The sequence below is a fragment of the Streptomyces aurantiacus genome (assembly GCF_001418335.1).
Taxonomy (GTDB): Bacteria; Actinomycetota; Actinomycetes; order Streptomycetales; family Streptomycetaceae; genus Streptomyces; species Streptomyces aurantiacus.
This window is the reverse complement of the sequence record NZ_LIPP01000210.1, coordinates 1-13,833: the sequence shown is the minus strand read 5'-3', so window position 1 is coordinate 13,833 and position 13,833 is coordinate 1. Positions and strand designations below refer to the sequence as shown.

The 13,833-nt window shown below is 71.1% G+C and carries 15 protein-coding genes; 8 read left to right on the top strand and 7 right to left on the bottom strand.

Annotated elements, in window-relative coordinates; genetic code table 11:
- The first annotated feature begins 65 nt into the window (after positions 1-65).
- Positions 66-404 (top strand): transcriptional regulator WblA, encoded by a 339-nt coding sequence (gene wblA / locus AOK01_RS25920; RefSeq protein WP_055515737.1) that lies wholly within the window; start codon positions 66-68, stop codon positions 402-404.
- A 137-nt stretch (positions 405-541) separates the two neighbouring features.
- On the opposite strand, the gene bagB is transcribed toward wblA, so the two are convergent.
- Positions 542-2,137, bottom strand: a complete 1,596-nt coding sequence (gene bagB / locus AOK01_RS25915; protein ID WP_079103744.1) for an ATPase BagB — start codon at positions 2,135-2,137, stop codon at positions 542-544.
- Positions 2,134-3,111 (bottom strand): ATPase BagA, encoded by a 978-nt coding sequence (gene bagA, locus AOK01_RS25910; RefSeq protein WP_055515735.1) that lies wholly within the window; start codon positions 3,109-3,111, stop codon positions 2,134-2,136. The genes bagB and bagA overlap by 4 nt, the downstream gene beginning before the upstream one ends.
- A 196-nt stretch (positions 3,112-3,307) precedes the next feature.
- On the opposite strand from bagA, the gene sp36 reads away from it, so the two are divergent.
- The 4 genes from sp36 (at position 3,308) to AOK01_RS25895 (ending at position 5,767) form a co-directional block, all read left to right on the top strand.
- Positions 3,308-3,469, top strand: coding sequence for a Sp36 family protein (sp36, locus tag AOK01_RS42915; RefSeq protein WP_107099910.1), 162 nt, complete (start codon positions 3,308-3,310; stop codon positions 3,467-3,469).
- Positions 3,466-3,933, top strand: coding sequence for a RidA family protein (locus AOK01_RS25905; RefSeq protein ID WP_055515733.1), 468 nt, complete (start codon positions 3,466-3,468; stop codon positions 3,931-3,933). The genes sp36 and AOK01_RS25905 overlap by 4 nt, the downstream gene beginning before the upstream one ends.
- A 128-nt stretch (positions 3,934-4,061) precedes the next feature.
- Entirely contained in the window at positions 4,062-4,931 is an 870-nt protein-coding gene (locus AOK01_RS25900) for an NUDIX hydrolase (RefSeq protein ID WP_055515731.1), read from the top strand.
- Positions 4,928-5,767 (top strand): MBL fold metallo-hydrolase, encoded by an 840-nt coding sequence (locus tag AOK01_RS25895; RefSeq protein ID WP_055515730.1) that lies wholly within the window; start codon positions 4,928-4,930, stop codon positions 5,765-5,767. The genes AOK01_RS25900 and AOK01_RS25895 overlap by 4 nt, the downstream gene beginning before the upstream one ends.
- A gap of 130 nt (positions 5,768-5,897) precedes the next feature.
- Here AOK01_RS25895 and AOK01_RS25890 read toward each other — a convergent pair whose 3' ends face one another.
- Entirely contained in the window at positions 5,898-6,572 is a 675-nt protein-coding gene (locus AOK01_RS25890) for a Crp/Fnr family transcriptional regulator (protein ID WP_055515728.1), read from the bottom strand.
- Positions 6,573-6,919: 347 nt separating this feature from the next.
- On the opposite strand from AOK01_RS25890, the gene nth reads away from it, so the two are divergent.
- The 3 genes from nth (at position 6,920) to AOK01_RS25875 (ending at position 10,403) form a co-directional block, all read left to right on the top strand.
- A complete protein-coding gene (gene nth / locus AOK01_RS25885) occupies positions 6,920-8,197 on the top strand; it encodes an endonuclease III (RefSeq protein WP_382033290.1) in 1,278 nt (425 codons plus the stop codon).
- Positions 8,198-8,249: 52 nt separating this feature from the next.
- A complete protein-coding gene (locus tag AOK01_RS25880) occupies positions 8,250-9,065 on the top strand; it encodes an NUDIX hydrolase (RefSeq protein ID WP_079103742.1) in 816 nt (271 codons plus the stop codon).
- Between the two features lie 138 nt (positions 9,066-9,203).
- Positions 9,204-10,403, top strand: coding sequence for a MarP family serine protease (locus tag AOK01_RS25875; protein ID WP_055515726.1), 1,200 nt, complete (start codon positions 9,204-9,206; stop codon positions 10,401-10,403).
- 70 nt (positions 10,404-10,473) lie between these two features.
- Here the strand turns inward: AOK01_RS25875 and AOK01_RS45365 are convergent, their stop codons facing one another.
- The 4 genes from AOK01_RS45365 to nhaA form a co-directional block, all read right to left on the bottom strand.
- Positions 10,474-10,653 (bottom strand): hypothetical protein, encoded by a 180-nt coding sequence (locus tag AOK01_RS45365; protein ID WP_079103741.1) that lies wholly within the window; start codon positions 10,651-10,653, stop codon positions 10,474-10,476.
- 166 nt (positions 10,654-10,819) lie between these two features.
- Complete coding sequence (locus AOK01_RS25870) at positions 10,820-11,809, bottom strand: alpha/beta fold hydrolase (protein ID WP_055515724.1); 990 nt, start codon at positions 11,807-11,809, stop codon at positions 10,820-10,822.
- Positions 11,806-12,294: a phage holin family protein gene (locus tag AOK01_RS25865; protein WP_055515722.1), complete on the bottom strand. Its 489-nt coding sequence runs from the start codon at positions 12,292-12,294 to the stop codon at positions 11,806-11,808. The genes AOK01_RS25870 and AOK01_RS25865 overlap by 4 nt, the downstream gene beginning before the upstream one ends.
- Positions 12,295-12,422: 128 nt before the next feature.
- A partial coding sequence (gene nhaA / locus AOK01_RS25860) for a Na+/H+ antiporter NhaA (RefSeq protein ID WP_055515720.1) occupies positions 12,423-13,833 on the bottom strand: 1,411 nt, incomplete at its 5' end.

Sequence of the window (13,833 nt, the reverse complement as noted above, 5' to 3'; positions counted from 1 at the left end):
TGGCGGCGGTGAATATGCCGCTGCCGCCGTGGGGGAGCCTCGATTCGGGAGAGGACGGCGCCGGTATGGGCTGGGTAACCGACTGGAGTGCGCAGGCGGCCTGCCGCACTACCGATCCGGATGAACTGTTCGTGCAAGGAGCAGCGCAGAACAGAGCCAAGGCGGTGTGCACCGGATGTCCGGTGCGCACGGAGTGCCTGGCCGACGCGCTGGACAACCGCGTCGAGTTCGGCGTGTGGGGAGGAATGACGGAGCGGGAGCGTCGCGCGTTGCTGCGCAGGCGACCGACCGTCACCTCTTGGCGCAGACTGCTCGAAACCGCGCGTACCGAGTACGAGCGAGGGGCGGGAATCCTGCCTCTCGACGAGGAAGAGGTGTACGAGAACTACGCGGCGGTGGGCTGAGTGGCCCCGTATGCGACAAGAGGCCGCGGTAGAAGGCCACAAAGGGTCGTTCGGAGGTAGGAGTGACGGCCGCAGCGGTGCGTACGGCAGTGTGCGCGACCGCGGCGCAGGCCGCCTCACGTGAATGACGAAGCGGACTAGGCGTCGGCCGCGAGCCGGTTTCCGATGTCCCGCAGGCCGGCGAGGTCGTGCACGTCGCCGGGCAGCGCGGCCACTTCGGCCACCGCCACCTCGGGGTGGAGCGCGGCGAAGCGGTCACGGGTGCGCTGTTCGCGGGCGAGCAGTTGCATACGTTCGGCGTGCAACCTCAGCAGGCCCGCGGTGAGTTGTTCGACAGTGCGTTCGGCAGTGAGTTCGGCAGTGCGGTGGTCGGTGCGGTGACTGGTGCCGTCGCCGGTGCCGTCATCGATGCCGTCGTCCGTGTGATCGTCCGTGGGGTCGTCAGTCCCGGCTCCGTCGGCACTGGTCCGGTCCGCGGCGGGGGAGCCTGCGTCGGATGCGGGAGCCTCGGGAACGGTGGCCTCGGTGGGAGCGGTGGTCCGGGTAGCGGGTGGTTCTGAACTGCCGTACGTGTCGGGAGAGTTACGAAGTCCAGCTTTCCCGCCCACCTGATCCACAATGCGGGCCTCATCAAGATTTTCCGCGGCGGCGAGCGCGCGCTCGGCGGACAGCCGGGTGGCGCCGCTGCCGTGGACCCGATTCAGCACGAGACCGGCGAGGGGCATCTCCTCGGCGGCCAGCCGCTCCACGAAGTACGCCGCCTCGCGCAGCGCGTCCCGCTCCGGGGCCGCGACGACCAGGAACGCCGTACCGGGCGCCTGGAGCAGCTTGTACGTGGCGTCCGCGCGGGTACGGAAGCCGCCGAAGGTGGTGTCCATGGCGGCCACGAACGTCTGGACGTCCTTGAGGAGCTGCCCGCCCAGCAGCTTGCCGAGGGTGCCGGTCATCAGCGACATCCCGACGTTCAGGAACTTCATCCCGGCCCGTCCGCCCAGCTTCGCCGGCGCGGTCAGCAGCCGGATCAGCTTGCCGTCCAGGAACGACCCGAGCCGCTTCGGGGCGTCCAGGAAGTCGAGAGCCGAGCGCGAGGGCGGCGTGTCGACGACGATGAGGTCCCACTCGTCGCGGGCCCGCAGCTGCCCCAGCTTCTCCATCGCCATGTACTCCTGCGTGCCCGCGAAGCCCGCGGAGAGCGACTGGTAGAAGGGGTTGTTCAGGATCGTGGCCGCCCGTTCGCGGTCCGCGTGCGCCTCGACGATCTCGTCGAAGGTGCGCTTCATGTCGAGCATCATCGCGTGCAGGTCGCCGTTCGCGGAGTCGTCGACGCCCTTCACGCGGCGCGGGGTGTTGTCGAGCGCGTCGATGCCCATCGACTGGGCGAGCCTGCGCGCCGGGTCGATGGTGAGGACGACCACCTTGCGGCCGCGCTCGGCGGCCCGCAGCCCCAGCGCCGCCGCGGTGGTGGTCTTGCCGACACCGCCCGAACCGCAGCAGACCACGATGCGGGTCCCGGGGTCGTCGATCAGCGCGTCGACACCCAGCGCGGCGGCGGAAGCGGAATCGATGGTGCGGGCGGGGTCGGACGCGTGGGCGGGTTCGGATGAACGGGCCGGATCGTGCGTACCCGCCGGGGCGTCTGCACCGACTGGGGCGTCTGCACCGACCGGGGCGTCTGCGCCGACCGGGTCGTGCGCGCTGGCCGGGTCGTGTGCGTGGGCCGGGTCCTGGCTCATGAGATCCCTTGTTGACGCAGTTCCTTGGCGAGTTCGTACAGGCCCGCGAGGTCCATTCCCTCGGCGAGCAGCGGGAGTTCGTGCAGGGGCAGGTCCAGGCCCTGGAGGACCGCCCGCTGCTCGCGCTCCAGCGCGTACCGCTCGGCGTACTCGGACGCCTGGTTCAGCAGCGGCTCCACCAGCCGCTCGGCGACCCCGCCGCGACGCGCGCCGCCCAGGCCGGCGGCCGACAGCGACTTGGCGACGGCCGCACGCGGTGCCGCGCGCGCCAGCTCCAGGTCGGTCTCGTCGAGGATCGCGGGCCGCACCATGTTCACGATGGTCCGCCCCACCGGCAGCCGCGCGGCTCGCAGTTCCGCGATGCCGTCGGCGGTCTCCTGGACGGGCATCTCCTCAAGGAGCGTCACCAGGTGCACGGCCGTCTCGGGCGACTTGAGCACCCGCATGACGGCCTGCGCCTGGTTGTGTATCGGACCGATCTTGGCGAGCCCTGCCACCTCGTCGTTCACATTGAGGAAGCGGGTGATCCGCCCGGTCGGCGGGGCGTCCATCACGACGTAGTCGTACGCGTAACGCCCGCGCTTGTCCTTGCGGCGTACGGCCTCACAGGCCTTCCCCGTGAGGAGCACGTCCCTGAGACCGGGCGCGATGGTGGTCGCGAAGTCGATGGCGCCCAGTTTCTTCAGGGCGCGGCCGGCGCCGCCGAGTTTGTAGAACATCTGGAGGTAGTCCAGAAGGGCCAGCTCGGGATCTATGGCGAGGGCGTACACCTCCCCGCCGCCGGGAGCGACGGCGATCTTCCGCTCCTCATAGGGCAGCGACTCCGTCTCGAAGACCTGCGCGATGCCCTGTCTGCCCTCGACCTCGACCAGAAGGGTGCGCTTGCCCTCGGTCGCGAGGGCGAGCGCGAGTGCTGCGGCGACCGTGGTCTTTCCGGTACCGCCCTTGCCGCTGACGACCTGAAGCCTGCTCACGTCTTCGAGCCTAATTCCTCACTGTGTGCCGCGGTGGCCGTGGGTCGGTTGCGAGGTCCTCGACCCCGAAACCGTCGGCCCTGCTCCGGATACGCGTGCCCAGGGAGCACCTCGGCCAGTCATCGGCCGACCGGACCGTCAGCCGGCCGTGCGGGTGGGCGGAGAGCGGGCCACGCCAACGGATAGGGTCGCCCCCATGACCAAGTGGGAATACTCGACTGTGCCTCTGCTCGTCCACGCCACGAAGCAGATTCTGGACACCTGGGGCGAGGACGGCTGGGAGCTCGTCCAGGTCGTGCCCGGGCCGAACAACCCCGAGCAGCTCGTCGCCTACCTGAAGCGGGAGAAGGCCGCGTGAGCGCCGTGGAGGCGAGGCTGGCCGAACTGGGGCTGACCCTGCCGGGCGTCGTGCCGCCGCTGGCCGCGTACCAGCCCGCAGTGCGGACGGGCGTGTACGTGTACACGTCCGGCCAGCTCCCGATGGTGGAGGGCAAGCTTCCGGTCACCGGCAAGGTGGGCGCGGAGGTCACCCAGGAGGAGGCCAAGGAGCTGGCCCGCACCTGCGCGCTGAACGCCCTCGCGGCGGTCAAGTCGGTCGTGGGTGACCTCGACCGCATCGCGCGCGTGGTGAAGGTCGTCGGCTTCGTCGCCTCGGCCGCCGACTTCACCGGCCAGCCCGCCGTCGTGAACGGCGCGAGCGAGCTTCTGGCCGAGGTCCTCGGCGACAAGGGCGTGCACGCGCGCAGCGCGGTCGGCGTGGCGGTGCTGCCGCTCGACGCCCCCGTGGAGGTCGAGATCCAGGTGGAGCTGACGGAGGCGTAGGCACGCCTTCGGCTGCCTCTGCGGGGAGCCGACGCGCAGGCGAGGCCTTCCGGCCACGCAGGCGGGGCCCTCCGGGAGACCGATTGTTGCCTCTCGAACATCAGCTCACTCCGGGATAGCCTCCGCCCATGGCGAATGGGCAGTGGTACCCCCCGGAGTGGCCCGAGAGGATCCGCGCACTCGCGGACGGCACGCTCACACCGGTCGCCCCCAAGCGGGCGGCCACGGTCGTCCTGCTCAAGGACACCGACTCCGCCCCCGTCGTGCACATGCTGCGCAGACGCGCCTCCATGGCCTTCGCCGGAGGCGCGTACGCGTATCCCGGCGGCGGTGTCGACCCGAGGGACGACGACCGGCACGTCCGCTGGGCGGGCCCCACGCGCGCGTGGTGGGCGTCCCGGCTCGGCGTCGACGAGACCGCCGCCCAGGCGATCGTCTGCGCGGCGGTCCGCGAGACGTACGAGGAGGCCGGCGTCCTGCTCGCGGGCCCGGCCCCGGACACCGTGGTCGGCGACACCACCGGGGACGACTGGGAGGCCGACCGCGCGGCCCTGGTCGCCCGTGACCTCTCCTTCGCCGAGTTCCTCGACCGCCGGGGGCTTGTCCTGCGCTCCGACCTCCTCGGTGCCTGGACGCGCTGGATCACTCCCGAGTTCGAGCCGCGCCGCTACGACACCTGGTTCTTCGTGGCAGCCCTCCCGGCGGGCCAGCGCACCCGCAACGCCTCCACGGAGGCCGACCGCACCGTCTGGATCCGCCCCGCGGACGCGATGGACGGCTACGCCAGGGGCGACCTCCTGATGATGCCGCCCACCGTCGCCACCCTGCGCCAGATCGGCGCGTACGCGACCGCCGCCGAGGCCCTCGCGGCGGCGCCCGAGCGGGACATGACACCCGTCCTGGCGGGGGCCAAACTGGTGGACGGTGAGCTGGTGCTCAGCTGGCCGGGCCACGACGAGTTCACCAAACACATCCCGACCGGTGGAGCCTCCGCATGACCGACGCCGCAGCACTCCCCGGCCAGCCACGCGGCGGGGTGCTCTCCGGCCCCGCCACCCCGCGCGCCGTCAACGTCCTCGCCCCGAACGCGTCCGCGATGACCCTGGACGGCACGAACACCTGGATCGTGGCCGAGCCCGACTCCGAACTGGCGGTGGTGATCGATCCGGGGCCCCTGGACGACGTACACCTGCGGAACGTCGTCGACACCGTGGAGAAGGCCGGCAGGCGGATCGCGCTGACCCTGCTGACGCACGGGCACCCGGACCACGCCGAGGGCGCCGCGCGGTTCGCGGAGCTGACGGGCACGAAGGTGCGGGCGCTCGACCCGGCGCTGCGGCTCGGCGACGAGGGCCTGGCCGCCGGGGACGTGATCACGACGGGCGGCCTGGAACTGCGTGTCGTACCGACGCCCGGCCACACCGCCGACTCGCTCTGCTTCCACCTGCCCGCCGACCGGGCCGTGCTGACCGGCGACACGATCCTGGGCCGGGGCACCACGGTGGTGGCCCACCCCGACGGGCGTCTGGGCGACTACCTGGACTCCCTGCGGCGGCTCAGGTCCCTGACGGTCGACGACGGCGTGCACACGGTCCTGCCGGGCCACGGGCCGGTCCTGGAGGACGCCCAGGGAGTCGTCGAGTTCTACCTCGCCCACCGCGCCCACCGCCTCGCCCAGGTCGAGACGGCCGTCGAGGACGGCCACGGGGCGCCGTCCGAGGTCGTCGCACACGTCTACGCGGACGTCGACCGCTCCCTGTGGCCGGCGGCGGAGCTGTCGGTACGGGCCCAGCTGGACTACCTGCGCGAGCACGGGATCATCGGCCGGGACTGAGCTCCTGTTCACACGTACTGAGGGGCCCCGCCGTGGCAGGGCCCCTCAGCAAGAAAACAAGAACCTTCAGTAAGAAGGCGTGCCGTACGGGCGGAAGGCGTGCCGTACGGAGCCGGCCGGTGCGCTCCGGCTACCGCGAGCGCTTCGCGAGGCGCTCCACGTCCAGCAGGATCACCGCGCGGGCCTCCAGACGGAGCCACCCGCGGCCCGCGAAGTCGGCGAGCGCCTTGTTGACCGTCTCGCGGGAGGCGCCGACGAGCTGGGCCAGCTCCTCCTGGGTCAGGTCGTGCACGACGTGGATGCCCTCCTCGGACTGCACGCCGAAGCGGCGCGAGAGGTCCAGGAGCGCGCGGGCCACCCGGCCCGGCACGTCGGAGAAGACCAGGTCGGACATCTGGTCGTTGGTCTTGCGCAGCCGCCGGGCGACGGCGCGCAGCAGGGCGGCGGCCACCTCGGGCCGCACGTTCAGCCAGGGCTGGAGGTCGCCGTGGCCGAGGCCGAGCAGCTTCACCTCGGTCAGCGCGGAGGCGGTCGCCGTCCGCGGGCCCGGGTCGAACAGCGACAGCTCGCCGATGAGCTCGCCGGGGCCGAGGACCGCCAGCATGTTCTCGCGGCCGTCGGGTGAGGTGCGATGGAGCTTCACCTTGCCCTCGGTGACCACGTACAGGCGGTCTCCGGGGTCGCCTTCGTGAAAGAGCGCGTCACCGCGTGCGAGGGTCACCTCACTCATGGAGGCGCGGAGCTCCGCGGCCTGCTCGTCATCGAGCGCCGCGAAGAGCGGGGCGCGCCGCAGAACGTCGTCCACGAGTTCTCTCCTTGTCGACCTGCTCAGGGGATCTTGATTCCCCGGTGTACCACCGGTGTACCAGGGGACCGTGTTCCCCATTTTGCTGGACGGTCCAAACAGTGTGATCAGTCACAAGTCTGCCGCACCGGCGTGTCCGGCAGTGCGGCAGGGGGCCAATTGGGGGCCGATCTATGGTGGCCGGAGTAGATGTCGGTGGTGGGCTTTAGGCTGGCCGGGTGTCCAAATCGCCGGTGAGAGCACAGGCCAAGGGGGCTGGGCGCGTGGAAGAAGGTCGCGATTCCGCTGTGGGCGAACAGGGTCCCGGCGGAGCGAAGAAAACGACAAAAGCGGCAGGCTCGGGGCCGGTGAGGAGCTCGGCGGGCGCTGCCGGGAAGGCAGTCGGGGTCGCCGCCTCGGAGATGGCCGCGGCCGCGAAGAAGGCTGCGGTCGCCAAGAAGGCCGCCGCCGCGAAGAGGACCGCCAAGGCGGGTGCGAGAAAGAGCGTGCCGGTGAAGGCCGCCGTCAAGAAGGCCTCGCCGGTCGAGAAGGCCGCACCTGCCAAGGGGGCCGCGTCGGCCAAGAGGTCCGCGTCGGCGGTGAAGCCCGCGTCCGCCGGGAGAGCCGTGCCCGCGGAGAAGGCCGTCCCAGCGAAGAAATCCGCGTCCGCGAAGCAAGCCGTGTCCACGAAGAAGGCCGTTCCGGCGGCGAAGAAATCAGTGTCCGCGCAGCAAGCCGTGCCTTCCGAAGCGACCGCCGCCCGAGTCGCCCCCGCCCAGCCTCCCCGGAACGAGTCGCACACGGCTCTCGTCCGGCGGGCCCGGCGCATCAACCGCGGGCTCGCCGAGGTGTATCCGTACGCCCACCCGGAGCTGGACTTCGAGAACCCCTTCCAGCTGGTGGTCGCCACCGTCCTGTCGGCGCAGACGACCGACCTGAGGGTCAACCAGACGACACCGGCGCTCTTCGCGAAGTACCCCACGCCCGAGGACCTGGCGGCGGCGAACCCTGAGGAGGTCGAGGAGATCCTCCGGCCCACCGGGTTCTTCCGGGCCAAGACCAAGTCGGTGATGGGCCTCTCCAAGGCCCTGCGGGACGACTTCGGCGGCGAGGTCCCTGGCCGTCTCGAAGACCTCGTCAAACTGCCCGGTGTCGGCCGCAAGACCGCCTTCGTCGTCCTCGGGAACGCCTTCGGCCGCCCGGGCATCACCGTGGACACCCACTTCCAGCGCCTCGTACGACGGTGGAAGTGGACCGACGAGAAGGAGCCCGAGAAGATCGAGGCGGCCGTCGGCGCGCTCTTCCCGAAGAGCGACTGGACGATGCTGTCGCACCACGTGATCTTCCACGGCCGCCGTATCTGCCACGCCCGCAAACCCGCCTGCGGCGCCTGCCCCATCGCCCCGCTCTGCCCGGCGTACGGGGAGGGCGAGACGGACCCGGAGAAGGCGACGAAGCTCCTGAAGTACGAGAAGGGCGGCTTCCCGGGCCAGCGCCTCAACCCTCCGCAGGCCTACCTGGACGCGGGCGGCATCCCCGCCCCGCCGCTCGGAGCGACGGGAGCGACGGGAGCCGCAGCGACCGGAGCCGGGTCACCTGCGGCCGGTCCACCCGCGCCGGGTTCACCCGCGCAGGGCACGGGATGACGGAACGATCTGCGGCATCGCGGGCGTTGAGAGCAGCAGAACGGGGGTGGCGATGACGCGCGCGAGCCATACGCACGGCACACGGATCGGCGACACGCACCGGACGCAGGACGGCGATCCGCACGACGGCGATCCGCAGGACGGCGATCCGCAAGGTACGCAAGGTACGCAGGCCGGTGCCACGCACCCTGCGCGGGTCGGCGAGCTTGTCGTGAGCAAGGCCGGGCTGCCCGGCTGGCTGGACCCGGTGGTGCGCGCCGTCGAGACGGTCCAGCCGCGGCAGTTGAGCCGGTTCCTGCCGCCGGAGGACGGCGCGGGACGCCAGTCGGCCGTGCTGATCCTGTTCGGCGAGGGCGAGCGCGGCCCCGAGCTGCTGCTCATGGAGCGCGCCGGCTCGCTCAGGTCGCACGCCGGACAGCCGGCCTTCCCCGGCGGCGCCCTGGACCCCGAGGACGGCGACCCGACGGCCGACGGGCCGCTGCGCGCCGCTCTGCGCGAGGCCGAGGAGGAGACCGGGCTCGACCCCCGAGGCGTGCAGCTCTTCGGCGTGCTCCCGAAGCTCTACATCCCGGTGAGCGGCTTCGTGGTCACCCCGGTCCTCGGCTGGTGGCGCGAGCCGACACCGGTCGACGCGGTCGATCCGAACGAGACCGCCAGGGTCTTCACCGTCCCCGTGGCGGATCTCACGGACCCGGCCAACCGAGCGACCGCGGTGCACCCCAGAGGCCACCGAGGTCCGGCATTTCTGGTCGAATCCGCATTGGTCTGGGGCTTCACGGCCGGAATCATCGACCGCCTGTTGCACTACGCCGACTGGGAGCGGCCCTGGGACCAGGACAAGCAGGTCCCGCTCGACTGGCGCGCATGACAGGGTGGCGTCCGTGCTGTGTCCTCCCGGGATGCCCGGTGTCCCCCTGATGCCCGGTATCCCCCTGCCGCCGTGCGGCGGGCCGGCCTCCCGGCCAGGACGTGGCTACCGCAAAGTGATGAGGCGAGGCTCGAAGCAGTGAACGTGCTGGACATCCTGTTGCTGGTCGCCGCCGTGTGGTTTGCGATCGTGGGCTACCGCCAGGGCTTCGTCGTCGGCATCCTGTCGGTGATCGGTTTCCTGGGCGGTGGCCTCGTCGCCGTCTACGTCCTGCCCGTCGTCTGGGGCGCGGTGACGGACGACGCGGAGGTGGGCACGACCGCCGCCGTCATCGCCGTGGTCGTGGTGATCGTCTGTGCCTCGGTCGGCCAGGCCCTCACCACCCATCTCGGCAACAAGCTGCGCCGGTACATCACCTGGTCCCCGGCCCGCGCCGTGGACGCCACGGGCGGCGCCCTGGTCAACGTCGTGGCGATGCTCCTCGTCGCCTGGCTGATCGGCGCGGCCCTGGCCGGTACGACGCTGCCGACGCTCGGCAAGGAGGTCCGGGGCTCCAAGGTGCTGCTCGGGGTGGCACGGGCCCTGCCCGCCCAGGCCGACACGTGGTTCGCGGGCTTCTCCACGGTCCTCGCGCAGAACGGCTTCCCGCAGGTCTTCAGCCCCTTCTCGGACGAGCAGATCGACGACGTGGATCCCCCCGACCCGGCTCTCGCGACGAGCCCGGTCGCCGTCCGCGCCCAGCGCTCCATCGTCAAGATCACCGGCACCGCGCAGAGCTGCGGCAAGGTCCTCGAAGGCACCGGCTTCGTCTTCGGACAGCGCCGCGTGATGACCAACGCCCATGTGGTGGGCGGCGTCGACGAGCCGTACGTCCAGATAGGCGGCGAGGGCAGGCGGTACGCCGCGAAGGTCGTGCTCTACGACTGGGAGCGCGACATCGCCGTACTCGACGTACCCGACCTGCGGGCGCCCGTCCTGCAGTTCGCCGCGCAGAAGGCGGTCAGGGACGACGGCGCGATCGTCGCGGGCTTCCCGGAGAACGGCTCGTACACGATCAACGCGGCGCGGGTGCGCGGCCCCATCACCGCCAACGGCCCGGACATCTACCACCGGGGCACCGTGAAGCGGAATGTGTACTCGCTCCGCGCGATCGTGCGCCAGGGCAACTCCGGCGGCCCGCTGCTCACCCCGGACGGCAGGGTGTACGGAGTGGTGTTCGCGAAGTCCCTCGACGACCCCGAGACCGGTTACGCGCTCACGGTGGACGAGATCCAGGAAGACATCCTGAAGGGCCGCACCGCCAACCAGCAGGTGGAAAGCGACAGCTGCGCGCTCTAGGGCCTGTCCTGGGACCTGTCCCAGGCGAGTCCTGTCGGCCCAGGTTTCAGGTCCCAGGTCCCTGCGTCGCTCAGCCGCGGGGATGACGCAGGCGGGCCGAGACCCAGCGGGCCCGGCGCCTCAGAATGTGCGGAATTCCCAGCCGGGGATCCGTGCCCTGCAACTGCGGGGCGCCCCTCTGACGGGAGCTCAGCCCGCCGATCGAGCGGCGGTTGCGTGCTGCGTCACTGTAGTCGTGCGTCCAGCCCATACACCGACGTCTGCCCCTGCCCCAAGGTCGATAACCGCCCCCACACCCCCCAATTGGCCTATGCGCGAGGCAATTGGCGTCGGTAGAACAGGCGTTCCTGGGACCGGTGTGGCGCACGGTGCGAGGGCTCCCGCAGCCGGCCGTCCGACCTGCGGTGCGACGGGTCTCAGCGGTCCGGCTCGGGGTCCTTCAGCCAGTTCACCAACTCGGTGGAGAACGCCACCGGGTCCTCCTCGTGCGGAAAGTGCCCGAGCCCGTCGAACAGCCGCCAGCGGTACGGCGCTTCGACGTACTCCCCGGACCCCGCCGCGCTCCGCGTGCGTATCACCGGGTCGAGCGATCCGTGCAGATGCAGCGTCGGCACCCGCACCGGCCGCTTCATGCGCCGGTTGAACTGGATGCCGTCGGGGCGGGCCATCGAGCGGACCATCCACCGGTAGGGCTCAAGGGCGCAGTGCGCGGTCGAGGGGATGAGCATCGCCCGCTGGTACGCCTCCACGACGTCGTCCTCCGGCAGCCGCGGCCCCGACCAGTCCCGTACGAGCCGGCCCACCAGGGCCCCCTCGTCGGCGATCAGCTGGCGCTCCGGGATCCAGGGTCGCTGAAAACCCCAGATGTACGAACCGGCCGCGGTCTGCTTCATGTCGGAGAGCATCGCCGAACGCCAGCGCCGAGGGTGCGGCATCGAGGAGACCGCGAGCCGGCGCACCAGCTTGGGGCGCATCACGGCGGCCGTCCACGCCAGATAGCCGCCGAGGTCGTGGCCGACCAGTGCGGCGTCGGGCTCACCGAGGGACCGTACGACCCCGGTGATGTCGAGCGCGAGGTTCGCGGGGTCGTAGCCGCGCGGGGTGCGGTCGCTGCCGCCGACGCCGCGCAGGTCCATCGCGACCGCGCGGAAACCCGCGTCGGAGAGCGCCACCAGCTGGTGCCGCCAGGTCCACCAGAACTGCGGGAAGCCGTGCAGCAGCAGGACCAGTGGCCCGTCGCCCATCTCGGCGATGTGGAAACGTGCCCCGTTCGCGGCGACATCCCGGTGAATCACCGCTTTCGCGCCGGGCACGTCGAGCCGTACGACCGAGGTGGGTTGCGCCGGAGGTGATTGCCCCGCAGGGCCCGAAGGTGATTGCCCCGCAGGGATGGAGGAGCCCGTCATGAGGACGAGCGTGCCACAGCCTCGACTCCGTCGCCGACCCGGTCCCCGGCGGTCACCTGACGGGGATGCGGCTTCACGTTCTGCAGTACGGCCGCCGATTCCTTGACCGAGGCCGCCGTCTTCTGCGGGCCCTTGCCCTTCTTGGCCTTCTTCGCGAAGACCACGCCGATCAGCGCGAGGCCCGCGGCGACCAGCACGTTCGCGGCGAACGACAGCAGGAAGCAGACGGCCAGATTCCAGTCGCTCCAGGTGCGGATGCCGTAGGCCAGGGCGAAACTCAGCATCGGCAGGGAGAAGATCAGTACCGCGCCGGCCGCGCTGAACGCGCCGCCGCCGACCGCCCCGCGCTTGACGTCCCGCTTGAGCTGCGCCTTCGCCAGTGCGATCTCGTCGTGCACCAGCGCGGACATCTCGGTCGTCGCCGAGGCGAACAGCTGGCCGATACTGCGTTCGGCGCCGACCGGGCTGCCGTCGGGTGCGCTCATCGCGGTTCTCCCTGTTGTCTTTTCGGAGTTGTCTTGTCGGACCGTGTTGTCTTGTCGGACTCGGAGTTGTCTTGTCCGACTGTGCTGTCCTGTCGGACCGTGCGTCTTTTCGGACCGTGTGTGTCAGATCATGCCGGACCGTCGTCCTTCACGCCTGCCCCGCCCGTCACTTCGGCAAGCCTCCGGTGTTCGGCGGCCTTCCGCTCGTAGATCTCGGCCATGCGCAGGTGGTAGCCCGGGTCCTCCTGCTCGTACACGTCGGGGACGCCGGACAGGTCCTCGTCGCGCTCCTCGTCCTCCCACAGCCTGCGGTACTTGGCGTTCCGTACCTTCAGCAGCACGCTCGCCAGGACGGTCGCGATCAGGGAACCCGTCAGGACGGCGGCCTTGACCTCGTCGGTGAGCGCCGGGTCGCCCACGAAGGCGAGTTCGCCGATGAGCAGCGACACGGTGAAGCCGATACCCGCGAGGGAGGCCACCGCGAAGACGTCCGGCCAGGCCAGGTCGTCGGAGAGCGACGCCCTGGTGAAGCGGGCCGCCAGCCACGTACCGCCGAAGATCCCGACCGCCTTGCCGACGACGAGACCGAGCACGACCCCGAGGGTCTCCGGCCGGGTGAACACATCGCCGAGCGCGCCGCCCGACACCCCGACCCCGGCGCTGAACAGCGCGAACAGCGGCACGGCGAGGCCCGCCGACAGAGGGTGCACGAGGTGTTCGACGCGTTCGCCGGGGGAGTGCTCCTCGCCTTCGTCCTCGCGGGTGGTGCAGCGCAGCATCAGGCCCATCGCGACGCCGGCGACGGTGGCGTGGATGCCGCTGTTGTACATCAGGCCCCAGACGACCAGGGCGAGCGGAACATACACGTACCAGCCGCGTACGCCCTTTCTGAGCAGCAGCCAGAAGACGGCGAGGCCGACGACTGCGCCGCCGAGCGCGGCGAAGTCCAGGTCGTCGGTGAAGAAGACCGCGATGATCAGGATCGCGAAGAGGTCGTCGACGACGGCGAGCGTGAGCAGGAAGGCGCGCAGGGCGCTCGGCAGCGAGGTGCCGATGACGGCCAGGACGGCGAGGGCGAAGGCGATGTCGGTCGCGGTGGGTACGGCCCAGCCGGCGAGCGAGCCGTCCCCGATGACGCCGACCAGGGTGTAGACGAGCGCGGGTACGGCCATTCCGCAGAGCGCGGCGACGACGGGGAGTGCGGCGGCCCGGGGGTCCTTGAGATCACCGGCGACCAGTTCGCGCTTGAGTTCGATGCCGGCGACGAAGAAGAAGATCGCGAGGAGTCCGTCGGCGGCCCAGTGCTCGACGGAGAGGTCCAGGCCGAGTGCGGCGGGCCCGACATGGAAGTCCCGGACGGACTCGTAACTCTCCCGGACGGGGCTGTTCGCCCAGATCAGTGCGGTGACGGCGGCGACGAGCAGGAGGACGCCGCCGACCGTCTCGGTGCGCAGCGCGTCCGCGACGAAGTTCCGCTCGGGCAGCGAAAGCCGCCCGAGGACTTTGCGGTCCGGGCTGCCGGGGGGAGAGGGGGAGGGG